22 protein-coding genes are annotated in these 25,117 nt (G+C 66.2%); 14 read left to right on the forward strand and 8 right to left on the reverse strand.

Annotated features, from left to right (window positions below):
• Nucleotides 1–75: 75 nt before the first annotated feature.
• Nucleotides 76–831 (reverse strand): SDR family NAD(P)-dependent oxidoreductase, encoded by a 756-nt coding sequence (locus tag C664_RS07485; protein ID WP_004256637.1) that lies wholly within the window; start codon nucleotides 829–831, stop codon nucleotides 76–78.
• Between the two features lie 39 nt (nucleotides 832–870).
• Nucleotides 871–1,674: an enoyl-CoA hydratase gene (locus C664_RS07490; protein ID WP_004256639.1), complete on the reverse strand. Its 804-nt coding sequence runs from the start codon at nucleotides 1,672–1,674 to the stop codon at nucleotides 871–873.
• Between the two features lie 160 nt (nucleotides 1,675–1,834).
• Between C664_RS07490 and C664_RS07495 the strand changes: the two genes are divergently transcribed.
• A complete protein-coding gene (locus tag C664_RS07495; protein WP_004256641.1) occupies nucleotides 1,835–2,635 on the forward strand; it encodes an SDR family oxidoreductase in 801 nt (266 codons plus the stop codon).
• 42 nt (nucleotides 2,636–2,677) lie between these two features.
• Here C664_RS07495 and C664_RS07500 read toward each other — a convergent pair whose 3' ends face one another.
• Nucleotides 2,678–3,673 carry a bile acid:sodium symporter family protein gene (locus C664_RS07500; RefSeq protein ID WP_004256643.1) on the reverse strand — a complete coding sequence of 332 codons (996 nt, stop codon included), beginning with the start codon at nucleotides 3,671–3,673 and terminating at the stop codon, nucleotides 2,678–2,680.
• Between the two features lie 165 nt (nucleotides 3,674–3,838).
• Between C664_RS07500 and C664_RS07505 the strand changes: the two genes are divergently transcribed.
• Both C664_RS07505 and C664_RS07510 read left to right on the forward strand, forming a co-directional pair.
• A complete protein-coding gene (locus C664_RS07505) occupies nucleotides 3,839–4,627 on the forward strand; it encodes an AraC family transcriptional regulator (protein WP_004256648.1) in 789 nt (262 codons plus the stop codon).
• 184 nt (nucleotides 4,628–4,811) lie between these two features.
• Complete coding sequence (locus C664_RS07510; RefSeq protein ID WP_004256650.1) at nucleotides 4,812–5,723, forward strand: bifunctional GNAT family N-acetyltransferase/nucleoside diphosphate kinase regulator; 912 nt, start codon at nucleotides 4,812–4,814, stop codon at nucleotides 5,721–5,723.
• 402 nt (nucleotides 5,724–6,125) lie between these two features.
• On the opposite strand, the gene C664_RS07515 is transcribed toward C664_RS07510, so the two are convergent.
• Nucleotides 6,126–7,058 carry a hypothetical protein gene (locus C664_RS07515; RefSeq protein ID WP_051019122.1) on the reverse strand — a complete coding sequence of 311 codons (933 nt, stop codon included), beginning with the start codon at nucleotides 7,056–7,058 and terminating at the stop codon, nucleotides 6,126–6,128.
• Complete coding sequence (locus tag C664_RS07520; RefSeq protein ID WP_038011225.1) at nucleotides 7,058–9,013, reverse strand: RNA-directed DNA polymerase; 1,956 nt, start codon at nucleotides 9,011–9,013, stop codon at nucleotides 7,058–7,060. Before C664_RS07520 ends, C664_RS07515 begins: the two co-directional genes overlap by 1 nt.
• Nucleotides 9,014–9,691: 678 nt before the next feature.
• Between C664_RS07520 and C664_RS07525 the strand changes: the two genes are divergently transcribed.
• Nucleotides 9,692–10,417 carry a hypothetical protein gene (locus C664_RS07525; RefSeq protein ID WP_004256653.1) on the forward strand — a complete coding sequence of 242 codons (726 nt, stop codon included), beginning with the start codon at nucleotides 9,692–9,694 and terminating at the stop codon, nucleotides 10,415–10,417.
• Between the two features lie 62 nt (nucleotides 10,418–10,479).
• Here C664_RS07525 and C664_RS07530 read toward each other — a convergent pair whose 3' ends face one another.
• Nucleotides 10,480–12,060, reverse strand: coding sequence for an MFS transporter (locus C664_RS07530; protein WP_004256656.1), 1,581 nt, complete (start codon nucleotides 12,058–12,060; stop codon nucleotides 10,480–10,482).
• Between the two features lie 309 nt (nucleotides 12,061–12,369).
• On the opposite strand from C664_RS07530, the gene C664_RS07535 reads away from it, so the two are divergent.
• From C664_RS07535 to C664_RS07580, 10 genes are read left to right on the forward strand one after another with little or no spacing between them, the layout of a single operon-like run.
• The gene (locus C664_RS07535; protein ID WP_004256658.1) at nucleotides 12,370–13,347 is read left to right on the forward strand and encodes an OB-fold domain-containing protein; all 978 of its coding nucleotides are present in this window, start codon (nucleotides 12,370–12,372) and stop codon (nucleotides 13,345–13,347) included.
• A gap of 10 nt (nucleotides 13,348–13,357) precedes the next feature.
• A complete protein-coding gene (locus tag C664_RS07540; protein ID WP_004256661.1) occupies nucleotides 13,358–14,491 on the forward strand; it encodes an acyl-CoA dehydrogenase family protein in 1,134 nt (377 codons plus the stop codon).
• Nucleotides 14,463–14,882, forward strand: a complete 420-nt coding sequence (locus C664_RS07545) for a MaoC family dehydratase (protein ID WP_004256663.1) — start codon at nucleotides 14,463–14,465, stop codon at nucleotides 14,880–14,882. Before C664_RS07540 ends, C664_RS07545 begins: the two co-directional genes overlap by 29 nt.
• 19 nt (nucleotides 14,883–14,901) lie before the next feature.
• A complete protein-coding gene (locus C664_RS07550; RefSeq protein ID WP_004256666.1) occupies nucleotides 14,902–16,080 on the forward strand; it encodes a lipid-transfer protein in 1,179 nt (392 codons plus the stop codon).
• A gap of 17 nt (nucleotides 16,081–16,097) precedes the next feature.
• On the forward strand, nucleotides 16,098–17,264 hold the full coding sequence (locus tag C664_RS07555; protein WP_004256669.1) for an acyl-CoA dehydrogenase family protein: 1,167 nt from the start codon (nucleotides 16,098–16,100) through the stop codon (nucleotides 17,262–17,264).
• A 19-nt stretch (nucleotides 17,265–17,283) separates the two neighbouring features.
• Nucleotides 17,284–18,498: an acyl-CoA dehydrogenase family protein gene (locus C664_RS07560; RefSeq protein WP_004256671.1), complete on the forward strand. Its 1,215-nt coding sequence runs from the start codon at nucleotides 17,284–17,286 to the stop codon at nucleotides 18,496–18,498.
• A gap of 13 nt (nucleotides 18,499–18,511) precedes the next feature.
• The gene (locus C664_RS07565) at nucleotides 18,512–19,666 is read left to right on the forward strand and encodes an acyl-CoA dehydrogenase family protein (protein WP_004256673.1); all 1,155 of its coding nucleotides are present in this window, start codon (nucleotides 18,512–18,514) and stop codon (nucleotides 19,664–19,666) included.
• Nucleotides 19,667–19,669: 3 nt separating this feature from the next.
• Nucleotides 19,670–20,470, forward strand: coding sequence for an SDR family NAD(P)-dependent oxidoreductase (locus C664_RS07570; protein WP_004256675.1), 801 nt, complete (start codon nucleotides 19,670–19,672; stop codon nucleotides 20,468–20,470).
• 14 nt (nucleotides 20,471–20,484) lie between these two features.
• The gene (locus C664_RS07575) at nucleotides 20,485–21,912 is read left to right on the forward strand and encodes a DHA2 family efflux MFS transporter permease subunit (RefSeq protein ID WP_004256676.1); all 1,428 of its coding nucleotides are present in this window, start codon (nucleotides 20,485–20,487) and stop codon (nucleotides 21,910–21,912) included.
• A gap of 4 nt (nucleotides 21,913–21,916) precedes the next feature.
• A complete protein-coding gene (locus C664_RS07580) occupies nucleotides 21,917–22,531 on the forward strand; it encodes a phenylacetic acid degradation protein PaaY (RefSeq protein WP_004256679.1) in 615 nt (204 codons plus the stop codon).
• On the opposite strand, the gene C664_RS07585 is transcribed toward C664_RS07580, so the two are convergent.
• Entirely contained in the window at nucleotides 22,528–22,839 is a 312-nt protein-coding gene (locus tag C664_RS07585) for a hypothetical protein (protein WP_004256691.1), read from the reverse strand. The genes C664_RS07580 and C664_RS07585 overlap by 4 nt on opposite strands.
• A 144-nt stretch (nucleotides 22,840–22,983) precedes the next feature.
• The gene (locus C664_RS07590) at nucleotides 22,984–25,116 is read right to left on the reverse strand and encodes an oxidoreductase (protein WP_004256693.1); all 2,133 of its coding nucleotides are present in this window, start codon (nucleotides 25,114–25,116) and stop codon (nucleotides 22,984–22,986) included.
• Between the last annotated feature and the right edge of the window lies 1 nt (nucleotide 25,117).

A 25,117-nucleotide genomic window follows, 5' to 3' on the forward strand; every position in this document is an offset into this window, starting at 1 on the left:
CCGTCCGGGACCGATGGGGCGTTTGCGTGACCAGGCTGGGCCCGGCCAGAGAAGGGGCGATTGAGGCGGGGCGACTCAGGCGGTGATGCCGCCGCCGTTCAGCGGCACGATCTGGCCGGTGACCCATTCCGCCTCGCGCGAGGCGAGGTAGGCGACGCCTGCGCCGACATCGGCGGGCGAACCAGCGCGCGGGATGATGCAGTTCTTGCGTGCGAGATCCTCCGAGCCTTCCCAGTTGTTCATCGTGCCCAGCGACAGCGCGTTCACATTCACGCCCTTGCGCCCGACCTCGGCCGCGAGCTGACGCACGAAGCCGACCACGCCGGCCTTCGAGGCCGCATAGGCAGCGATGCCCATCGGCACGGCCGCGCGCCAGGACTCGGAGGTGATGGCCACGATGCGGCCCCATTTCTTCTCGATCATGCCCGGCAGCACCGCGTGGCAGCCGTTCATCAGGCCGTACATGTTGAGCTTGACGAAGCGCTCCCAGTCCTCGGGCCGGGACTCGAGGAACTTGCCGTAGCCCATGCCGGTGGTCGGGACGCCGGCGTTGGAGACATAGATGTCCACGATGCCGGCCTGCTCGCGTACCGCGGCCACCATCTTCTGCACCGCATCGTAGTCGGTGACGTCGGCGGGCGCGGCCAGGGCCTTCAGCCCGGCGGCGCGCAGTTCGGCAGCGGCGGCTTCGGCGCGCTCGGGGAAGAAGTCGTTGACTGCGACGGTTGCACCCTGGCGGGCCAGGGTCTCGGCCACGCCGCGGCCCATGCCGCGGCCGGCGCCGGTCACGATGGCCACGCAGCCATCCAGTCTGAAGAGCGAGTCGGACATTTCGATTCCTGTTGATGGGCCGATGTGGATTGGAGGGGGTCAGCGACCTTCGAACTTCGGCGGCCGCTTGTCGATGAAGGCCTGCATGCCTTCCTTCTGGTCGCGCGAGGCGAACAGCAGCGCGTTGGCGCGGCGCTCCATCGCCAGCGCGGTTTCGAGCGGGGCATCCATGCCCAGCAGGATGCATTCCTTGATCTGTTCGGCGGCCAGCGGGGGCATCGCCGCGATGGTGCGCGCCAGCTCGATCGCGGTCGGAATCACCTGATCGTCGGGCACCAGGTCGCTGATCAGGCCGGCGGTCCACGCCTCGTGCGCGGTGATCGGCTTGCCGGTCAGCGCCATGCGCATCGCCTTGGCCTTGCCGACCGCGCGCACCAGGCGCTGCGTGCCGCCGATGCCCGGCATGATGCCGATGCGGATTTCGGGCTGGCAGAAGCGGGCGCCCTCGCCGGCGACGATGATGTCGGCCAGCATTGCTAGTTCGCAGCCCCCGCCGTAGGCGTAGCCGCACACCGCGGCGATCACCGGCTTGGGGCAATGCTGGATCGGGCCCCACACGCGCTCGGTGTGGCGCTGGGTGATCTCGATCGGGCCGACGCCGGCCATGCTGGTGATGTCGCCGCCCGCCGCGAACACCTTGTCGCCACCGGTCAGCACGATGCAGCGCACCATGTCGTCCGCCGCCAGCTCGGTGAAGCGCTGCGACAGCAGGGCCTGCAGTTCGAGCGACAGCGCGTTGGTGGCCTGCGGCCGGTTCAGGCGCAGCAGGGCGACGCCGCCGTCGAGGCGTTCGAGCAGCAGGGGCGAGGCCGGATCGGACGGCGGTGTCAGGTCTGTGGTCATGGCGTCTCCAGGAGCGCCCCGCGCGCGACGGCCGGGGAAGGGGATGGGACGAATGTTCCGTCCTCGACGCAAGCCGCTCATCGTCCGTTCAGACGACGATCGGGTCGAAGCGCGCCCCTAGACTCGCAGGCATCGAACGAACCCTCGTGGAGACAGGTGCATGAATACTCAGGCTTCCCCATCGGTGGCGCTGGATTACCGCGGCAAGGTCGTGCTCGTGACCGGCGGCACCAAGGGCATCGGCGCCGGCATCGCGCGGGGCTTCCTCGCTGCGGGGGCGACGGTGGTCGTCTGCGGCCGCAATGCGCCGGAGGTGCTGCCCGAGGCCGGCGGCAAGACGGCTGACTTCATCCCTGCCGACGTGCGCGACGTCGAATCGCTGCAGGCCCTGTTCGCCGCCATCCGCGAGCGCTTCGGCCGCCTCGACGTGCTGGTCAACAACGCCGGCGGCGCGCCCTTCGCGCTCGCCGACAAGGCCTCGCCGCGCTTTCACGAAGGCATCATCCGCCTCAACCTCATCGCCCCGCTCAACGTCGCCCAGCAAGCCAATGCGCTGATGCAGGAACAGGACGGCGGCGGCGTCATCATCTTCATCGGCAGCGTTGCCGCGTCGCGTCCCTCGCCGGGCACTGCGGCCTATGGCGCGGCCAAGGCCGGCGTGCTGTCGCTGGCGTCCTCGCTGGCGGTGGAGTGGGCGCCCAAGGTACGTGTGTTGACCATCAGCCCGGGGCTGGTGCAGACCGAGCAGGCGCACCTGCACTATGGCGACGAGGCCGGCATCGCCGCGGTGGGTGCCACCATCCCCGCCGGCCGCATGGCGACGCCGGACGACATCGCCAACGCCTGTCTGTACGCCGGCTCGCCGATGGCCGCCTACTTCGCCGGCACCAACCTGCTGCTGCATGGCGGTGGCGAGCGGCCGGCCTTCCTCGCCGCGGCCAATACCGGCGATCAGCACTGACGAGGCCGCGCCCGGCTCAGAGGCGCGGCGCGGCCTCGGCCCTCAGTGCGGGGCGCGCTGCTCCACGGCGGCCGACTGGTCGCGCTCGGCGTATCGCCGCGCCATCACGGCGCACACCATCAACTGGATCTGGTGGAACACCATCAGCGGCAGGATGGCGAGGCCCGCCGCCCCGCCGCTGAAGATGATCTGCGCCATCGGCACCCCGGTCGCCATGCTCTTCTTCGAGCCGCAGAACACGATCGTGATCTCGTCCTCGACATTGAAGCCGAACGTGCGCGCGAGCCAGGTGGTGGCGACCAGCACCAGCGCGAGCAGCACCACGCAGCACACCACCAACTGCGCCAGCGCCGAGGCCGGCACCACGCGCCAGATCCCGTCGAGCACCGCCGCGCCGAAGGCCGTATACACCACGAGCAGGATCGACCCCTGGTCCACCAGGCGCAGCCAGCGCTGCTGCTGCATCACCCAGTCGGCGATCCACGGGCGCAGGGCATGGCCGGCCGCGAAGGGCAGCAGCAACTGCACGCCGATCTTCAGCACGGCTTCCCCGAGCGGCACGCCCGCCCCGGTGCTGCCCAGCACCAGGCCCGCCAGCAGCGGCGTGAGCACGATGCCGACCAGACTCGAGGCCGACGCCGCGCAGACGGCGGCCGGAATGTTGCCGCGCGCGATCGAGGTGAAGGCGATGGCCGATTGCACCGTGCCCGGCAGCAGGCACAGGTAGAGCATGCCGAGCCAGAGTCCGTCGCCCAGCAGCGGACGCAGCACCGGCCCGAGCGCAAGGCCGAGCAGGGGAAACATCGCGAAGGTGCACACGAACACCAGCAGGTGCAGGCGCCAGTGCATCGCTCCGTCGATAATGGCCCGGCGCGAAAGCCGCGCGCCATGCAGGAAGAACAGCAGCGCGATCCCCGCATGGGTCAGCCAGTCGAAGAACACGGCGAATGCGCCCTGCGCGGGCAGAACGGTGGCCAGCACCACCACGGCGGTGAGCAGGAGCGTGAAGCGGTCGAAAAGCAGAAGCAGAAGGTTCATGGCGGTCCGGGCGTGTGCGGAGGGGAGAGGGTCGGGTGGAACCGGGCTGGAAACAGGCCCCGGAAAGGCGCGCTGGCCGCGACGGCAGCGCGCTTGAGACGAAGCCTACCGAAGGGCGATACTTCCAGCTAACGCCAACCGGCTCTTCGATATCGCTGACAAGACATGCTGCCGACGCCTTCCGAAGAACTCGCCGGGCTCGCCGCCCTGCCGCGATCGATATTCGGCCACGCCGAGTCGGTGGCCAATCGCGCGCTCGGCTATCGTCACGCCCATCCCTGGGTCCAGTTTGCATACGCGGTGGCGGGCGTGCTCGACGTGCGCACCGACGCGGGGCGATTCATCGCGCCCCCGCAGCGCGCGGTGTGGATTCCTGCGGGTGTGGCGCATCAGGTGCGCTGCTCTGCCGACACCGAGATCCGCAGCCTCTACATCGAGCCCGCCGCCTTGCCCGCCGCGCAGGGCGGTTGCCGCGTACTTGCCGTGAGCCCGCTGCTGCGCGAGCTGATCCGCGTCTTCGGCGCCCTGCCGGCCGAGTACGACGAGCACGGGCCGGGCGGCCGACTCGCCGCCGTCCTGCTCGATCAGGTGGCCGCAGCCCCCACGCTGGGCCTGATGTTGCCGCTGCCGCAGGAGCCCCGCCTGCGCCAGATCTGCGAAGCGCTGGAGGCCGAGCCCGATTCACGCGAAGGCCTGGCGGCCTGGAGCGCGCGCCTGGGGTGCACGGAGCGCACGCTGGCACGCCTCTTCCGCCAGCACACCGGCTTGAACTTCCGCCTCTGGCGCCAGCGCCTGCGCCTGATCAGCGCCTTACCCCTGCTCGAGGCCGGCGAGCGCGTCACCGACGTCGCCATCGCCTGCGGCTACGAATCGGTGTCGGCGTTTATCGCGAGCTTCAGGGAGCATTTCGGGGCGACGCCGGGAGAGTTTGCGGGGGAGCGGGGGGATGGGTGAGTGATGACTGAACAAGGGTAGGGTCAGCAGAGACCAAGGTCCTTGGTCACGGGGTTGCTTCAAGCGGCATACGCGGGTCGCCTCGACTTCGCACTCGCAGAACCCTAAAATGGCGGCTCTCCCGAAAGAACCGTCATGGCTGTGTCCATGAAAGGCTTTCATTCTCGCTGCCAAAGTGGTGAAGATGACCAAGCCTTTCATTTCTCTGTGTCCCGAGATCACTCGGGCCGACGCGCTCACTCTCATGGACTGGCTGGAGGACGAATGCGTCACCCGCTACCTGAGCGATTCCCGCCATGTTTCCCGCTTTATCGAAGACGTCATCGGACGTGTTCAGCTGCCTGTCCTGACCCATCTGTTCAATCAAGGCGGTCGGTTCTTCATGGCCTACGATCGGCATGATGTGCCTGTGGGTTTTGTACGTCTCGTCAAAACCGGGCGCGACTGTGAAATGGTCCTGGTCATCGGCAACCGCGACAACTGGGGGCGCAGGCTTGGCGCCAGCGCCATCCGCGAAGGGATGAAACTCGCGTTCTTCGAAATGCGGGCCGACAAGCTCATCGCCAAGATCCACATGGAAAACACGCGTTCGCTGAAGGCTTTCGAACACTGTGACTTCGTGCTGGAAAGCCAGACGCCTACCGTGAAGTCGTTCGCCATGAGCGCCGAGCGTTATCTCCGGCTCTTGCGAGAAGGCGCCTCGAATCACGCCGCTGACATCCACATCACCGAATTCGACAAGGAACGGCTCACGAGTCTGCTCGTATTCGAGCATCCCTCGGCAGTTTTCGAACTCGAGCACGAGATCGAGCGGGCCATCGTCGTCGAGCCGCGTCAAGTGCCGCAGAATGTCGTCACGATGAACTCAAGGACTTTGCTGCAGCTGGACGACGAGGAAATGGAAGTGGCGCTGGTCTACCCGGAGGACGCGGATGACAGCGTCGGGAAATTGTCGGTTTGCTCCGACATTGGTACCGCGATCCTGGGCTACAAGGTGGGCGATGCCTTCGACTGGCGCATGACGAACCGGACCCGCCATATTCAGATTAGGAAAGTGCTTTATCAGCCAGAGGCCGCAGGCCATTTCCACCTGTAGGCTCTCACGCTGTGTCACGGTGGCTGATTTCGCTACGAGTCAGCGGTCACAGTGATTCGCCAGGCGAATAGGTAGAGAGTCCCTTTTGGGGGGATTATGAATAGTTGGCTACCTGCGACCGTCTTGAGCCGACCCGCTGTTGTCATTCGATGTTCGAACAGTTCGACGGCAGGTGTATGAGTGGAGTAGTCGCGCAACGGCAGGGGTTCCGACGTAGCGATGCCGGCTTGGCGCCGCTCGCAATTGCGATTGGTCAGAGCGGAGCTGAAACGACCTCCCCGTCGTCCTGCAGCGCCAAGCAGATGGCCATGTGCGCGTGCAACTGGCTCGACGCGAACGTGTTGGCGGTACGGAAGAACATCGTTATGCCGCTGCGAGCGGAGGTAGCCCTTCGCCAAGTTGCTACTTCCCAAGATCGATGCGTTTGCGAAGCGCGGCCCTTGGGAAGTCCGGTGGCGTTGGCTTGAACTCCTTCGCATCCTTCTGCAGGCCATACCCCTTTCGCTGATGCGACCGCAATGCCGTCAGGTTCAGCGACGTCGTTAAGAAGGTCAAGTTATCCCCGCCCTTGATGCGAACGGGGTTCATGAAGTCAGACTTAGAAGGGCAGACAACCCGCGAGTCACCAAAGCCAGAGTCGTTGACCTGGACGATGTAGCAGTGCAAGTCCCGCGCGGCCGACTCGACTATGTTGGAGAAATAGTTCGTGTCGCGATTGAACTCCGTCGCCACGATGAAATCCACGTGGCCCTTGAATATCGTCCGATCCTCGATGGAGGCAAGTTCAAAACAGTTATATATCGCGAAGCTTGCGCCTCTCCACCTAAACAAGTGGTATCGGCTGCTCTTTGATTTCGGCACTTCCAAGTGTTCATTTTTGAGGATGAACTCCTCTGCTGGGGAATAGAAGCGCTTGAGGCGTCGAACGGGGACGCACGCCCAATGCCCACTGCTGGTCTGGTAGGGCAACAGAGCCAGGACCTCATTGAGAGCTTGGCCCGCATTGTTGACGCTGTGTTCAAGACCACAAACGACGCCGATCCGATGCCGTCGTACCCAAGTAGCCAACATGGTCTCCCAAGCGTGGGGAATGCTCACCTCGGGGAATACGATCAGATCAATCCGACGCTTTGAGTTGCTGCGGTACTGTGAGACTTCATTCAGCAGGTTGGTGAACGGCTTCAACCTGGCCCGGCCGACTCGAGGCGATCCTAGGTAGCTGGCCTCCATGTTCTTCTGGTCGACAGGCACATTTGCCAGCGCGATCTGGATGGAGTCGTGCAGGTCAGAAGCCCCGACACCGACCGTGACCTCCTCATATTGGGGAGCGCTCATCAGGTTTCCTCCTCCTGCTCGTCGGCGTCGGAATCGCCCCCAGCCTTGACCCACAACACACCATTAGGTGCGTGTCGGTTGGCCGCCTCGAAAACGGCGCTTGCAAACTCGAACGGAGAGGCCTTGCCACGTCGAACGTTGCCGCTGTAAGCGAGCAACATGCATTCATCGAAGTTCAAGAACCGAGGCGTCCACTTCAACTTGTGCGGATCGGGCTTCGCCGGCTTTTTGAGAGATCGGCAACTCAGAGAACCGCTATAGTTCGTGAAGTTCAGAAGAGGAGCCCTCACGAAGTGGTGGCGAAGCAGGTTTGCGCGGCGAAACTCCTCGGCGGGTACGTCGCCCAACAGTTCGGACAGCCCGACGTCTTCTTCCGATACTGAGTCCGACAGGGCGAGTGCGAGCTTTAGATGTTGTTCGAGGTTGGCCAGAAGCTCCTTGGTGACCTGGACGTCGTTGTGCCGTACCCGTGGAATCTCCGCCTTCAACTGCTTCAGAAATGCTTTCCCCGTTGCCTTGTCCCCTGCGATCCCTAGTAGCGTGAAGACCCGTTCCCACAGGTCGAAGTACTCAATCGCACTACGCCCCTTGAAGAAGTTCTGCAGGCCCTGACTCACTTTTCGATCTGGCGGGTCGTCGGTCACGAGGTGCAGGATGGTCTGACGCGCAAGGTGCTTGGCCAGTTCGTAGCGGTTCTCGGCAACGCCCTTGATACTCCTGAACTTATTCACCGATCCCTCATACAGGAGCTCGTAGGCCACATCCTCCATTGAGCTGTCGGCCTCGTCCACGGGCAGAAGCAGGAAGTCGCTGCCATTCTGTTCCAGCTTCTTCTTGAACTTCTCGAGCCCGGCAATGGAGTGGCGTGCGTCGAAGTATTGCAGGATGCACTTCGACTGTTGCAGTTGAAGGCTGGATCGCCCACGCAGGCGGTAGATCCCTTTTTCCGGGGGGCTCAACAAGCCCGGTCGCACAAGAATGTCGTTTATGAACTCCGCGACTGGGCTTCCATCGCCCTTGCTCGGATCCTGACCGGCAGGCACCACAAGCAGGATGTCATCGACGTAGCGGCCGTAGTAAGCGGGCCTCACCGACTTCAGCACTTCGGCATCGAATTCCTGCAGGTACCAGTTTGCAAGAACTAGGGAAGAGCATAGCCCAATAGGAAGACCGGCCACAGACTCAGGGAACTCGACATGCGTCCGAGACAAGAGCGGCGAGATGCAGTCTCGGTAGGCCTTTCCGATTGCCTCAATGCAATCGAGAAGCGGCGCTTTGTCAACCAAAACTCCCGCGGACTGCAAGACGCTCCGTAGTTCGCCGAAATCGAGTTTCACTCGATAAAAGTACTCCCTCAGATCCAGACCTAGGATCGCGACATTGCGTCGCTCCTCAACCAAGAGATGCTTGGCCTTGCGTATGCCGTTGTCCCGCCAGCGCGAATACTGCTCGTGATATTTCGCGAAGAGCTGGAGCGAATCGTCGTCTTCCTCGTGTAGCTTCGGCGATAACCGAGATCCGCAGCACTCGGGAAGAAACATCGCATCCAAATGACGGCCTTCTCGCATGAGCCAGAGCACGGCGATGAGGTGCAACTCAACGGGACCGTCGAAAAAGTAGTTGACGGCCTCAACTTCGACTGCTGGCGCCGAGGTGACGTTGGTGATGTACTTTCCATCTGGCTCGTCATCTGGCGATTCCGCTGGTCGTGCCGGCCGAAGCTTCTTCGGCACGACGCGATAGCGGATCTGCTCCAACCACTGCTTGAATCGTTTGTCGAGCGCCGGTTGCTCCGCACCCGCGACCTCCTGCACCGCCTTGAGATTGCCCACGAACTTGTCGGAGCACTCGAACTTCGCCAGACGCTCTCGCAGCCTTAGATCAGTCTTGTCGTAGTAGACATAGCTCTTCAGCTTGCGGTACGCGGTCTCGATCTCGGTCCCCGTCATTGCCATCCCAACTCACCCCTAACACCTTCGCTCCCTAGCCCCAAGGTGATCCATGAGGGTAGAAAATCTGAACATCATCAAGTAATTATCTTCGCTCACGCAGCCCATCGTCAATCGCGGACTCCACTCAGTTGTCCTGTGGGCCCCGTATCACCTGTTGTCCTATCGTGTCAAAGGCGAGAGAAACGCCAACTCATCTGGTTGCTATCGAAGTGGAGCCGCCGTTGGAGCGGCCGCTTTGCCTGCGGGCCGAACGGCGAGTCGTGGCCGATAGTACCCCTTCGGCATCATCGCCGTAAGCAGCTACTCGACGTTCATATCTCGATCTTCTTGGAGGTCTCTGGCGCATGATCGACCTCGATGTCCAGGTACCGAAATGTCGATTCGCGCCTCGACTAGTCCAGCGGGGGGCGTGACGACCCCGTGCCTCTTGGATCACTCATCGGTCATCGACGCTTGCGTATCGGCGTCCTGAACTGATACCTGCCAGCACGCACTCGACCGGCCCGGGTCGAGGTGCCAGCCGATGGTTCGCCCCGCCATGCAGAAGGGCGGCGGTGTCAATCCATTAAGAAGCGGGGGTTGGCCGGCGCTGCTGGCGTGCAGTCAATCAGGATGACGCTTTATAACCATCAGGCATGAGATTTGCATTCGTTTTGTGCATTCCGGATGCAAAGGCGTGCCATGAACGTTCATTCCGCTTCGTCGGTCCTTCTCTATGCCGCTTCGATGGCGCTTTCGCAATCGAACCGGCAACACGCAGCCGCGTCGCCGGCAAGTACTGCCGACACGGTCAGCATCTCTCAGGCTGCACGCGATCTCTATGCGAGTGTCGAGAACCAGGCCAAGCCTGCAGTTTCCGCGGGTAACAACGTCAAGACCGCATTCGAAACCACGAAAGGCAGGATGGATCTCGACATCGAGTCCTACTTCGCGCCACAGGGCAGTGATGGCGTGGACCTGGATGCCGTGCCGCTACTGCTTCCGAGCCAGAAGAACATCGAAGCCCTGTCGAACTACCTTTCGGCGCAGATGCCGGGTTTCCTGGCCGACAAGGGCATCCCGACGCCACCAGCGAGCATCACATACGACAGCATGGGGCAGATCGAACTGCCGGCTGATTACCCCTATGCGGCGGAGTTCAAACAGGCGCTGAAAGACAATCCGGCGATGGAGCGGGCCTTACGCACGACTTCAGCGCTGACGTCGCATATGGTTGAGATGAACAAGTCCATTCCCTTCCAGCGCGAATACGCGGCGGCCACATCGCAGACCCAGATCGACGCTGTTGTCGCGAAGTACCACTACCTATTCTCCGCAAATCGTCACTACGACAGCATCGCGCTCAACTTCACGACCGACGGTATCCTGAGTATCACCCACGACGGAAAGCCGCTTTCCGGCGCCTGAGTCTCTGGTCCGGCGGCGCGCGCCGCGACTTCGCTTGACCGGGCATTTCTCAATCACCCCCCTCAACCCACCCGTGCCTGCGCTTCCCCCGTCACCGCCGCCGCGCGCGTGCGCGTCAGACGCAGGCTCAGGACCAGCGCCAGCCCGATGAGGCCGAGCAGCATGTAGCCCACGTTGGTGAGGGCGGTGTTCAGGCCGGCGATGTTGGCTTCGGCGAGCACGGCGTCGGCCGACAGCCCAGCCTCGCCCAGGCGGGTGGCGACTTCGGCGGGCAGCTCGCGGGCGCGGCTGCTGGCGGCGCGGGCGAGGGCCTCGACCGAGGTCGACGGGAGGTCGAGCGCTGCGATCTGGCGCAGGATCGCGTCCTGCGTGGCGTAGGCCAGGCTGGCGCCGAACACCGCGAGCGACAGCGACGAGCCGGTGGGGCTGCCGAGGTCGCGGAACATGCTGAAGAGGCCGCTGCCCGCGCCCATGTCCTTGGCAGGTACGGCGCCCAGGGCCAGCTTCATGATCGCCGGGGTGTTGCAGCCGATCGACAGGCCCATGATGCAGGCCACCGCGATCACCATCCACAGCGGCGTGGTGACGTCGATGTTGAGGAAGAGCAGGGTGCCGCCCAGGCTGGCGAGCATGGCGATGATGACCAGCACGCGCGGTTCGATGCGGTCGACCAGCTTGCCCGCGATCGGCGAGCTGATGAGCCCGCTGCCGTAGAGGAAGAGGGTGACGAAGCCGAACTGCGCTGCCGTGCCGCCGGGGCGGCTGTTGATGAAGAAGGCCAGCGAGTAGACGACGCCGCTGGAGAAGATCATGTGCAGCCAGTAGATCGCCGAGGGCGTGGCGAAGGTGCCGCGCGCCAGGATGCCGAGGTCGATCACCGGGTTGGCCATGCGCTTGCTGTGCCGCCACAGCACGATCAGCGCGCTGATGCCGACGACCACGATGGCCCAGGTGATGGGCGATTCCTTGCCGAAGTTGGTCGCCCAGGTGGGCAGCGACAGCAGCGAGGCGATGACGGCGAACAGCAGCATCGCGCCGGTGTAGTCGAAGGCGGCCTGATTCTTGGCCGGGGCGATCTCGGGCACCAGCATGCGCACCGGCACCAGGCCGATGAGGGTGAGCGCGCCGCTGATCCAGTACACGCTGGGCCAGCCCAGGCGGTCGATCAGCAGGCCGCCGAGCAGGCCGCCCGAGGCGGCGCCGAAGGTCATCGTGAAGGCGAGGATGCCCAGCGCCAGGCCGCGCTTGTTGTCGGGAAAGAGGTGGGTGGCGTAGGCGAACACGCCCGGCAGGATGCATGCCGCGCCCAGGCCCTGGACGAAGCGGGCGCCGAGGAAGAACCAGAAGTTGGGCGCCCAGGCGGCGGCGAACTCCGACGCGGCGAATACCACCATGCCGATCGTAATGACCCGCTTGCGCCCGTGCTGGTCGCCCAGGCGGCCCATGATCGGGGCGAACACGGTGAGCGCCAGCGAATACAGGATCAGGATCAGCGCCGACATGTTCACCGGAATGCCGAAATGCCGGGTCACGCTCGGTAGCGCGGGTGCCTGGAAGGCGGCGGCCTCGATGGTGATGAAGGTGCCGAACAACAGGGCGGCATACACGGCCCAGGCCGTGCGCGTGTCGGTGCGTGAATCCATTGGCTGTCTCCGGATGCAGCGCATGCGGGCGCGCGCCGCCTTTTTGTGTCGGCGGATGTTCATGCCCGAGGGGTGGGGGCACATCGTCCGATGGGACTAAATCGGGCTCGTAAAACCGCGCCGAATGTCGAGGTTCGGCCGCCTTGTCCATCGTCCGTTCAGACGAAGTGCCGTTGTCGGTCCTGCTCTTAGACTCGCTGCAAGCGCTGCGAAAAGGGTGTGCCGCCAATATGGTGGTGCCGCTCGCAGCAGGGTCCAGCAGGGGCGGCAGCTTGAAGACGGCGCCTCACACAACCGCAGGAGACGAACTTGGCTGAACAGGAATGGATGTCCGAAGTGCGTGCCAAGGTGGGTCGCGAGTACGGTCGCGTCTACGCCTGGGACGAGGTCAACGCGCCGATGATCCGGCAGTGGTGCGAGGTGATGGGCGTCGACAACCCGCTCTACACCGACGCGGATTATGCCGCGACCACGGAGTTCGGTGGCATCGTGGCGCCGCCGGCGATGCTGCAGGCCTGGTGTCTCGAAGGCCTGCACATGAACAACTACGCGCCGGGCTCGACCGACGAGAACCCCTACGAAGTGCTCAAGACCATGGAGGCGCATGGCTTGCCTTCGGTGGTGGCGGTGAATTCCGACCTCCACTTCGAGCGCTACGTGAAGCTGGGCGAGAAGCTCTACTACACCACCCGCCTCGATGCGATCGGCGAGGAGAAGACCACCGCGCTCGGCACGGGCTACTTCGTGACGCTGATCATGAGCTTCTTCTCGCAGAAGCCCGAGGGTGACGAGAAGGTTGGCCAGCTGCTGTTCCGCGTCTTCAAGTTCCGTCCCGCCAATGTGCCCAAGCCGGTGGAGAAGGGTGTTGCACCCGCGGTGCCCAAGTTCAAGCGTCCCAAGCCGGGCGTCAGCGACGACACCCGCTTCTTCTGGGAAGGCGCCGAAGCCGGCAAGCTGCTGATCCAGCGCTGCACCTGCTGCAGCACGCTACGCCATCCGCCGGCGCCGGTGTGCATCAAGTGCCATTCCTTCGACTGGGACACGGTCGAGGCATCCGGCAAGGGCAGCATCTATTCCTTCGTCGTCATGCACTACCCCGAGGTGCCGCCGTTCGAGCATCCCAACCCGATCGGCCTCATCGAACTCGACGAGGGCGTGCGCCTGATCGCCGGCCTGGTGGGCGTCAAGCGTGACGAGATCCAGATCGGTCAGCGCGTGCAGGTCGAGTTCCAGTCCTTCGACGACGGCGAACTGACCCTGCCGATGTTCCGCCCGGTTGCGGCCTGAGGAGACGAACATGGATTTCCAACTGACTGACGATCAGCGCGCCATCGCCGACATGGCGGGCAGCCTGTTCGGCGACCTGTGTACCGACGACCGCCTGCGCGCCTTCGACACTGCGGGCGAGCCCTTCATGGCCGACCTGTGGAAGCAGTGCGTCGAGACCGGCCTGCATGCGCTGGCGATTCCGGAAGACGCGGGCGGCAGCGGCCTGGGCATGACCGAGCTGATGCTGGTGCTCGAAGCCCAGGGTCGCGGCCTCGGCCATGTGCCGCTGTGGCGCCACCAGCTTGGCGCTGCCACGCTGGCGCGCTTCGGCGGCGAGACCGGTGCCGGGATCGCCGCCGCCGCAGCCGAAGGCAAGCTGCTGATCACGCTGTCGCTCGGTGCCGCGGCGCGTGCCCATGGCATCGCGCTCAAGGCGTGCCGCGACGGCGACGGCTGGGTGCTCGACGGCAAGGTGGCCGCCGTGGCACTGGGCGCCGAGGTGTGCCGCGCCTTGCTGCTGGCCGACACTGACGACGGCCCCCGGCTGGTGTCGGTGGATCTGCGCGCCGCCGGCATCGACAAGGTCGCGGGTGTGTTCACCCACCGCGAGGCGGTGGCCGACCTGGGCTTCAAGGCCCACCGCCTGCCTGCGGACGCAGTGCTGCCTGAGGCGGCGCTGTCCTGGCTGGAGCAGCGCGCCATCGCCGCGCTGGCCGCGCTGCAACTGGGCGTGAGCACCGAGCAGGTGCGCCGCACGGTCGCGTACATCAACGACCGCCGCCAGTTCGACCGCGCCATCGCCACCTTCCAGGCGGTGCAGATGAGCATGGCCGACGCCCACATCGCCATCGAGGCGCTGCGTTCGGCGCTGTGGCAGCTGGTGTATCGACTGGATGCCGGCCTGCCGTCGCCGTCCGAGGCGCTGGCGGTCAAGTACCTCGCCAACGAATGCGGCCACCTCGTCGGCCACAAGGCGCAGCACGTGCATGGCGGCATCGGCGTCGATCTGACCTATCCGATCCACCGCTACCTGTACTGGAGCCGCGCGATCGGCATCACCCTGGGCGGCAGCGCCGCCACGCTCGAACGACTCGGCGACTGGCTCGCCAACAACGACAAGCTGGGATGGAAATATGACCTCGAAGAACAGCAAGCGCTTTGACGACGTGCGCCCCGGCGAGGCGCTGCCGGAGCTGGCGATCCCGATCACGACGACGCTGATCGCCTCGACGGCGATCGCCACCCGCGACTATTTCCCGGGCCACCACGACATGGAGGCGGCCCAGCAGCTCGGCTCGCCGCACGTGTTCATGAACATCCTCACCACCAGCGGCCTCTCCCAGCGCTTCGTCGAAGGCTGGGCCGGTCCGGCGGCGCGCTTCAAGGATCTCAAGATCAAGCTCGGCGCGCCCAACTACCCGGGCGACACCATGACCTTCAGCGGCGAGGTCGTCCGCACCGACGCGGCCACCCGCGAGGTGGAAGTCGCGCTCAAGGGCAAGAACTCGATGGGCAGCCACGTGACCGGCACGGCCACGCTGGTGCTGCCCTGACATGCGGAGAACCGAACTCATGACGGATATGTCCCTTTCCGGCCGCGCCGCCATCGTTGGCCTGGGCGCGACCGAATTCTCCAAGAACTCCGGCCGCACCGAGCTGCGCCTGGCGATGGAATCCACCCTGGCCGCGCTGGCCGACGCCGGCATCGACCCCTCCGAGGTCGAAGGCTTCTCGTCCTACACCATGGACAAGGTGCCCGACTACGAGATCGCGCGCCTGCTCGGCTGCAAGAACGTCAAGTTCTTCTCCCAGATCCCGCACGGCGGCGGCGCCGCCTGCGCGCCGGTGGTGCATGCCGCGATGGCGGTGGCGACCGGGCTGGCCAAGGTGGTGGTGGTGTTCCGCGCCATGAACGAGCGTTCGTGGTATCGCTTCGGCACCGGCACCTACGGCTTTGGCGACACGCCGATCTTCGAGAACGTGAACTACGGCTGGTACATGCCCTACGGCTTCCACACGCCGGCCGCCTGGGTGGGCATGTTCGCCCGCCGCTACATGCACGCCTACGGCGCCACCAGCGAGGACTTCGGCCGCGTGTCGGTCGCGGTGCGCGACTTCGCCGCCACCAACCCGGCGGCCTTCTTCTACGGCAAGCCGATCACGCTGGAAGATCACCAGGCCTCGAAGTGGATCGCCGAGCCGCTGCGCCTGCTCGACTGCTGCCAGGAGTCCGACGGCGCGGTGGCGATGGTCATCACCTCGGCCGAGCGCGCCCGCGACCTCAAGCAGAAGCCGGTCATCATCAAGGCCGGGTCGCAGGGCATCACCGAAGGGCAGCAGAGCATGACTTCCTACTACCGTGACGACATCACCGGCCTGCCGGAGATGGGCGTGGTGGCGCAGGAGCTTTACGCCCAGTCCGGCCTCGGTCCCGACGCCTTCCAGACCGCGGTGATCTACGACCACTTCACCCCGTTCGTGCTGCCGCAGCTGGAAGAGTTCGGCTTCTGCAAGCGTGGCGAGGCGAAGGACTTCATCCGCGCCGGCGAGCACGCCCGCGGCGGCAAGCTGCCGATCAACACCCACGGTGGCCAGCTGGGCGAGGCCTACATCCACGGCATGAACGGCGTCGCCGAGGCGGTGCGCCAAGTGCGCGGCACGGCCGCCAACCAGGTGGCCGATGTCGAAAACGTGCTGGTCACCGCCGGCACCGGCGTGCCGACTAGCGGCCTCATCCTCGGCGTCGCCTGAGCGAAGGAGAACGAACGATGTTCGTCGATCTGACCCCGGAACAACACGCGCTGCGCCTGAAGGTGCGCGACTACTTCCAGACCCTGATGACCCCCGAGCTGCGCAGCGAGCTGCGCGGCAAGGAAGGCGGCGAGCTGTACCGCAACGCCATCCGCAAGATGGGCGCGGACGGCTGGCTGGCGGTGGGCTGGCCCAAGGAACACGGCGGCCAGGGCTATGCCGCCACCGAGCAGCTGATCTTCTTCGAGGAAGCCAACATCGCCGGTGCGCCGCTGCCCTTCGTCACCATCAGCACGGTCGGCCCGGCGCTGATGGAGGCGGGCACCGAGCTGCAGAAGAAGAAGTTCCTGCCCGGCATCGCCGCCGGCGAGATCATGTTCGCCATCGGCTATTCCGAGCCGGAGGCGGGCTCCGACCTCGCCACGCTCAAGACCAGTGCGCGGCTTGAAGGCGACCACTTCGTGGTTAACGGCAACAAGCTGTGGACCTCGGGCGCCGAGGCCGCCGACTTCGTCTGGCTCGCCGCGCGCACCGATCCCAACCTGCCGCGCCACAAGGGCGTGTCCATCCTGATCCTGGACACCCGGGCGGAAGGCTTCTCGCACACCGTCATCCCCACCTGCAGCAACCCGACTGCCGCCACCTACTACGACAACGTGAAGGTGCCGAAGGAGATGCTGGTGGGCGAGCTCAACGGTGGCTGGAAGCTCATCACCGCCCAGCTCAACCACGAACGCCTGGGCCTGGGCTCCTGGTCGGACAAGGTCGTCGCGCTGTATCGCCGCGTGCTGCTGTGGGCCAAGGCCCAGGACGAGAACGGCCGCCGCGCGGTCGATGCCGCCTGGGTGCGCAGCCTGCTGGCCGAGTGCTACGCGAAGATTGAGGCCATGCGGCTGATCAACTTCCGCATCGCCGCCGACCTCGAGCGCGGCCACATGGACGTAGCGCTGGCGTCGGCGACCAAGGTGTACGGTTCGGAGTCCGCGGTCGATATCCTGCGCAAGCTGTCCGAAATCGTCGGCGCCAGCGGCCTGGTGCGCGAAGGTTCGGCGGCCGCGGCCCTGCTCGGCGAGCTGGAATACGAGGTGCGCGCCTCGGTCACGCTGACCTTCGGCGGCGGTACCAACGAGATCCAGCGCGAACTGGTGGCACAGTTCGGCCTTGGCATGCCGCGTTCGCGCTGAACCACGACAGGAACAGGAAATGAGCACCCTCGAAGATTTCCGCCGCGAGACCCGCGCCTGGCTCGAGGCCAACTGCCCGGCCTCGATGCGCACCGGGATGCCTGATGGCGAGCTGGTGTGGGGCGGGCGCACGGTCGAGTTCAAGACCGAGGACCAGCGCCTGTGGTTCGAGCGCATGCGCGACAAGGGCTGGTTCTGCCCCGACTGGCCGGCCGAGTACGGCGGCGGCGGGCTGACACCGGAGCAGAACGCGGCGCTCGAGTCCGAGCTGCGCCGCCTGCGCTGCCGCCCGCCGCAGATCAACCTCGGCATCTGGATGCTGGGCCCGGTGATCCTCGAGTTCGGCAGCGAAGAGCAGAAGCGCGAGCTGCTGCCGCCGATGGCGCGCGGCGAGATCCGCTGGTGCCAGGGCTTCTCCGAGCCCAACGCCGGTTCCGACCTCGCCAGCCTCAAGACCAGCGCCGTCGACGCCGGGGATCACTTCGTAGTCAATGGCACCAAGATCTGGACCTCCTACGGCGACAAGTCCGACTGGATGTACATGCTGGTGCGCACCAACCCCGACGTGCCCAAGCAGCAGGGCATCAGCCTGCTCGTGGTCGACATGAGCTCGCCGGGCATCGAGGCGCGGCCGATCGACCTCATCAGCGGCAAGTCGTCGTTCTGCCAGGTCTTCTTCGACAACGTGAAGGTGCCCAAGCGCCAGCTGATCGGCCCGCTCAATGGCGGCTGGACCCTGGCCAAGGCGCTGCTGCAGCACGAGCGCAGGGCGATGTCGAAGTTCGGCGAGTTCAGCCTGCCGACCCACTTCGACCTGCTGTCGATCGCCGGCACGTACCTGCCGGCGCAGGCGGCGTCCTCGCCGGCCGACGTCGCGCTGCGCCAGCGCGCCTACGCGATGGCGATGGACGAGATGGCCTACAGCCTCACCGCTCAGCGCATGGGTGAGGAGGCGCGCGCGCGCAGGAACGTGTCCGGGCTGATGTCGATCATGAAGCTGGTGCACTCCGAGCAGGAGAAGGACAAGTTCGAGGTGCTGGTCGACGTGCTCGGCCACCGCGCGCTGGGCTGGGAAGGCGACGCCTTCGAGCCGCAGGAGCTGGCGCTCACCAAGGCGTGGCTGGGCAGCTTCGCGCAGACCATCGCCGGCGGCTCGTCCGAGGTGCAGTTGAACGTGATCGCCAAGCGGGTGCTGGAGTTGCCCGAGGGCAACAGCGGCAAGCAGGGCAAGTGAGGAGCAGCCTGTCATGAGTCTGGTTTATTCCGAAGAGCAGCAACTGCTGGCCGATACCGCCGCCGAGTTCCTGATGGCGAAGAGCCCGGTCACCGCCCAGCGCAAGCTGCGCGATGAGGGGGCGGCCGAGGGTTTCGACGCCGCGCTGTGGCGCGAGATGGTCGACATGGGCTGGAGCGCGATTCCCTTCCCCGAAGCGCTCGGTGGCCTTGAGTTCGGCTGCAAGGGCCTGGGCGCGGTGTTCGAGCAGATCGGCCGCAACCTGTCGGCCTCGCCGCTGCTGTCGAACGTCGTGCTCGGCGGCGCGGTGATCGAGCTCGCTGGCTCCGAAGCGCAGCAGGCGGCGTGGATGGCGGCGCTGATCTGCGGCGACAAGCGCGTCGCGCTGGCGGTGGATGAAACGCCGCGCCACGACCCCGCCGCGGTCGCGCTGTGCGCCACGCGTGCGGGCGACGGCTACGTGCTCACCGGCACCAAGGCCTTCGTCGCCGACGGCGTGGGCGCGGATGCCTTCATCGTCGCCGCGCGCACCGACGGCCTGCCGGGCGAGCGGGGCGGCATCAGCCTGTTCATCGTCGCCGCGGACGCGGCCGGCGTGCAGGTGTCGCCGATGAAGACGCTCGATTCGCGCAACCACGCCACGCTGGTGTTGAACGAGGTGCGCGTCGGCGCCGCCGCGCGGCTGGGCGCGGAGGGCGAGGGCTTCGCCGCGCTCGATGCTGCGCTCGATCGCGGCCGCGTGTGCCTGGCGGCCGAACTGCTGGGCGCCACGCAGAGCCTGTTCGACACCACCATCGAGTACCTGAAGACGCGCGTGCAGTTCGACGTGCCGATCGGCAGCTTCCAGGCCCTGCAGCACCGCGCCGCGTGGTGCTACGCGCACCTGCAGCTCGCACGCAGCACGGTGATGGCCGGCCTGGCGGCGATGGACGACCCGGCGCTCGACGCCGCGACGCGCGCGCGCATGGCCAGCCTCGCCAAGTGGAAGGCGGGCGACGCCGCCCACCGCATCAGCCGCGAGGCGGTGCAGCTGCATGGCGGGATGGGCGTCACCGACGAGCTCGACGTCGGCCTCTACCTCAAGCGCATCCGTGTCGCGCAGGCCAGCCTCGGCGATGGCGATTTCCACGTGCAGCGCTACGGCGACCTGAGCACGGCGGAGGCCTGAGCGATGACGGCGACGGGCAACGGCGTTCTCGCGGGCAAGGTTGCCGTCGTCACGGGCGCCGGCCAGGGCATCGGTCGCGGCGTGGCCCTGCAGCTGGCGCAGCAGGGCGCCCGGGTGGTGGTGTCCGACATCAACGCGGAAACCGCCGCCGAGACCGTCGCCATCGCGCAGTCGCGTGGCGCCGAGGCGGTGGCGATCGGCTGCGACATCGCCGACAGCGCGAGCGTGGAGGCGCTGGTGGATGCGGTGGCCGAGCGCTTCGGCGCGCTCCACATCCTCATCAACAACGCCTACCTGGGCAACCTGCCGGGGCCGCTCGAGACCAAGGCGGCGGGCGATTTCGCGCGTGCGCTGCAGGGCAGCTTCTATGCGCCGCTGGCCGCGATGCAGCGCGCCTTCCCGCACATGAGGGCGCAGCGCTGGGGCCGCATCATCAACATGTGCTCGCTCAATGGCGTCAATGCGCACATGTATACCGCCGACTACAACGTCAGCAAGGAAGCGCTGCGCTGTCTCACCCGCAGCGCCGCGCGCGAATGGGCGGCGCACGGCATCACCGTCAATGCGGTCTGCCCGGGCGCGCGCACCCCGGCCTACGAGCGCTTTGCCGCCGCGTCGCCGGAGAATGCCGCGCAGCTGCTCAGGCAGAACCCGATGGGCCGCATGGGGGAACCCGAACAGGACATCGGCAGCATCATCGCCTTCATCTGCAGCGATGCCGGCGGCTACATGACCGGCAACACGGTGTTCCTCGACGGCGGCTCGCACATCAACGGCGTGTCCTGGCAGCCCTCGGCCGGCTGAGGCGACGAAGCGCGATGCGCTGCCTTCCGCCGGTCCGGACACGCGACGAGTTGATCGCCCGCCACGGCGAGGCCTTCAAGTGGCTTGCGCTGACCGTGGTCGGGCTGGGCACCATCGCCGCCGTGCTGGCGACCACCAGCTTCAACGTCGCCGTTCCGGCCCTCGGGGCCTATTACGGGCTGGGCCAGCACCAGGTGCAATGGGCGATCACCGGCTTCATGGCCGCGCTCACCGTCGCCATGCTGCCCACGCCTTGGCTGCTTGACCGGATCGGTTTCCGGCGGCTCTTTCTCGGCGCCAACCTCTTGCTGGGCGTCAGCAGTGTTGCCGGGGCGCTGGGTGACAGCTTCAGCTTTGTCGTCGCCATGCGCACCGTGCAAGGTGTGGCGGCGGGTCTGCTGCAACCGCTGCCGATGCTCGCGGTGATGCGCCTGTTTTCACCCGGCAGCCAGGGGCGGGCGCATGGGTTGCTGGGCTTCGGCATCGTGCTGGCGCCGGCAGTCGCGCCCGCGCTGGCGGGCGTCCTGCTCGACCGGTTCGGCTGGCCGTCGATCTTCCTGATGAGCCTGCCGTTCTGCGTCATCGCCGGCATCCTTGGCCTGTACCTGCTGCCGCGCCACGAAGCCGCGCTGCGCCAGCCCTTCGACTGGCAGGGCGTGGGCATCCTGTGCGCGGGCTCGCTGCTGGCGATCGACTTCATTGCCAGCTTGCGCGGGTCCGGCCTGTTCGCACCCCGGACCTCGCTCGTGCTGGTCCTTTCGATGGTGTGCGTGGTGGCTTTCGTGCGCCATGCCCGGCGCGCGACTGCGCCCATCGTGTCGCTGGACATCTTCGCCGAGCGCAGCTTCGCGATGGCGGGGCTGGTGACCGTGGTGTACGGCTTCGGCCTGTATGCATCGACGTATCTGATTCCCGTCTTCCTGCAGAGTGCGCTCGGCTACGACGCCACGCATGCCGGGCTGGCCCTGCTGCCATCGGGCATGCTGCTCGCCGTCGTCATTCCGCTGGCCGGCGTGCTGACGGACCGCTATTCGCCGCGCTGGATCACGGTGTGGGGGCTGTTGCTGTTCGGGGTGTCCTTCGTGCTGTTCGCTTGGCGGGGCGGAGAGATCAGCTACGCTGAAGTGATCGGCTTCAGCCTGGTCGGTCGGCTCGGGCTCGGGCTGACAGTGCCTGCGCTGATGGTGGCCACCATGGCGCATGTCGTCCCCGCGCGTCTGGGGCAGGCGTCGATGGTCAGCAACTACACCCGGCAACTGGGGGGCGTGCTCGGCGTCGCGGTCGTCGCGGTGTTCGTGGAATGGCGCACGACCGTGCATGGCGCGCTTGCCGATGGCGTCTTCGTGGCCTACGTCGAGGCCTTCCTGCTGCTGGCGCTGAGCTTTGCCCTGGCCGTTGCGTTTGCCGTGCGGATGCGACCGCGGACAGCTTTCATGGAGTGATGTGATGACCTGCTACGCGTTTGCCGGCCTGCGGCCGGTGGTGTCGCCGGATGCGTTCGTGCATCCGGATGCGGTGCTGATCGGCGATGTGATCGTTGGCGCAGGCTGCTACGTTGCCCCGCTGGCCTGCCTGCGCGGCGATTTCGGACGCATCGTTCTGGAGCCGGGTTCGAACGTGCAGGACACTTGCGTGATGCACGGCTTCCCCGGCTCGGACTCGGTGGTCGAGGAAGACGGGCACGTGGGGCACGGGGCGGTCCTGCACGGCTGCCGCGTCGGTCGGAATGCGCTGATCGGCATGAACGCGGTGATCATGGACGGCGCGCTCATCGGCGAGTCCAGCATCGTTGCCGCCTGCGCATTCGTGAAGAGCGGCATGCAGGTGCCGCCGCAGAGTCTGGTGGCGGGCCTGCCGGCCCGTGTCATTCGGGCCCTGGGGGCCGAGGAGGTCGACTGGAAGCGGAACGGCACGAGCTGCTATCAGACCCTGGCCCGTGTCAGCCTGGCCACGCTCGAAGCGTGTGAGCCGCTGACTGCCGTCGAGGCCGGCCGGAAACGGATCGACCTCTTCTCGGCCGTAACGCTGCAGGAGATGCGTCGGGAAACCGACCCGAACTAGACGATCCCGGCCAGAAACCGCACCCTGGCGCGTTCCAGTTTCAGGCGCCCCGCATCATCCGCGAGCCGCAGTGCCGTCCGGTGGTAGGCCTCGAACGCCGCCTTGACCCTGGCCGCATCGAGCGGAGGAGTGCACTCCTGTTCTGCCGTTGGCGCCCAGGGCTCTCCGGGAATCGGTTGGAGCGTTGCGTGCTTGGGAATGAAGTCCACGCCGCCGGATTCCGCAGCGCCGGTCATCGGGCCGACCTTGGTGTAGTTGCGGCCTTTCCACTGGAAGCGGGCGCCCATCGGGAGTTGGTCGATCTTCATCGGTCTGCGCGGGAGAGTCGGGGCCGACAGTCTATGTGAAGACGGCGGCGGGCTGCGCGCTCAGCGGCGGCTTCCGGTCCTGAAAAAACCCGGGTGGCGGCATGAGCACCGCACACCCGGCCGAGGGACGACGGGATGTTCCGGTCAGGCCGACAGGCCGGCGAGCATGCCCGACTTGACGGCGCCTTCGATGTAGCCGATCTGCGCGCCGTCGCCGACCGAGCTGACCGGCACGCCGGCTGCTTCCAGCGAGCGCGCCAGCGTGTCGTCGGGCCGCACGCCGACCGCGAGCACCACCGATTCGGCCGGCAGCGTGTGGCTTTGGCCTTCGGCGTCGGTGTACTTCACGGCCTTCTTGTCGATCGACTCGATCCGGACCCGGGTGTGCAGCTCGACGCCGTGCTGGCGCAGGGTATCGAGCACGCGCCAGCGGCGCACGATGGACAGCTCGCGGCCCAGGCTCGGGCCTTCTTCGAGCACCACGACTTCGCGCCCGCGGTCGACGAGGAACTCGGCCAGTTCGATGCCGACTAGGCCGCCGCCAATGACGGCAACCTTCTTGCCCAGCGGCATCCACACGCGCGACAGGTTCTGGATGGCGTCGGTGCTGTCGGTGACGCCGACCAGGCTGCCGGCCTTCATCAGCGTACGCTGCGTGAAGGACAGCTTGCGCTTGGCGATCTCTTCGGCGCGGTCGTCGGTCATCAGGCGGCGCAGTTCGTCGCCTGACCACACGTGGTCCAGCTCGGCGCCGGGGATGGGCGGAGCGTTACGCTCGGCGCCGGTGGCGACGATCACGGCGGTGGCGCCAATCTGCCTGATGAGTTCGGGCGTGGCCACGGTGTTGAGGCGCACATCCACTTGCAGCTTCTTCATCTGCGTCGTCAGGTAGTCGAGCAGGCCGCCGTTCTCGGCGTATGCGAGCGCGGCAAAGAACAGCGTGCCGCCCAGGCGGCGGCTGCGCTCGACCAGGGTGACCTTGTGGCCGCGCAGCGCGGCTGCGCGCGCCGCCTCCATGCCGGCGGGGCCTCCGCCGACGACCAGTACATGGCCTGGCTTTGCTGCAGCAATCAGCCGGATCTCGGACTCGTGGCCGGTCATCGGGTTGACGGCGCATTTGACGCGCTGGTTGACGAAGATCTGGCTGACACAGGCGTAGCAGTAGATGCAGGGCCGGATGTCCTCGGGGCGGTTCTCGATCAGCTTCTTCGGCAGTTCGGGGTCGGCCAGCATCTTGCGCGCCATGGCCACGAAGTCGCACTGGCCGGCGGCAATGGCGTTGTCGGCGACTTCGGGCTCGAGGCGGCCGACGGCGATCACCGGGATCTTCACCGCCTCCTTGATCTCGGCCGCCCACAGCAGGAAGCCAGCCTTCTGCTGTACCAGCGGGGCTTCGGTGAAGGCCACGCCGGTGCTGGTGTTCGCATAGGCCGACACGCTGACGGCGTCACAGCCGGCGGCTTCGGCCATGCGCGCGAAGACCTTGGCTTCTTCCAGCGTGATGCCGCCGTCCATGCGCAGCTCGTAGGCGTCCAGGCGCAGCCACACCGGGTAGTCGGCACCGACACGCTGGCGCACGGCGGCGATGACTTCGCGCAGGAAACGGCCGCGGTTCTCGATCGAGCCACCGTATTCGTCGTCGCGCTTGTTGAAGTAGCCAGACAGGAAGCCGGCGATGATGTAGGTGTGCGCGGCATGGATCTCGACGCCATCGAAGCCGGCACGCCTGGCACGATCTGCCGCAGCGGCGAACCACTCGATCATCTGCGCGATGTCGGCCTTATCCATCACGCGGATCTTCACGCCCGCCTTCTCACGGCCCTTCGACGAACTGATGAAGGCGCCGAGTTCTTCCTGCGTCAGCGCGGCGAACATGTCGGTCTTGACCGCGGGCGGCATCGAGGGCACCCACAGTTCCCGGCCCTCGGCGAGGTCGCGCACCGAGGTCTTGCCGGCGTGCTGGAGCTGGATCGCGATTCTGGCGCCGTGCTTGTGCACCCGGTCGACGATGCCCTTGAGTCCGGGAATGAACTTGTCGTCCGACAGGCCGACCTGGTAGGGCTCGGCCGTGCCGTGGGGATAGGCGATCGCGCCCACGCCCATGGTCAGCAGCCCGGCGCCGCCGGCGGCACGCGCTTCGTAGTAGGCCTGGATGCGCTCGCCGCAGGTGCCGTCGGATTCGGCGAAGTTCGACCCCATCGGCGCCATCACGATGCGGTTGCGCACTTCCATGGTGCCGATGCGGCCGGGTTGCAGCAGGTTGTCGAAAGCTCCCATG

Source organism: Thauera sp. 63 (assembly GCF_000310165.2).
Classification (GTDB): Bacteria; Pseudomonadota; Gammaproteobacteria; order Burkholderiales; family Rhodocyclaceae; genus Thauera; species Thauera humireducens.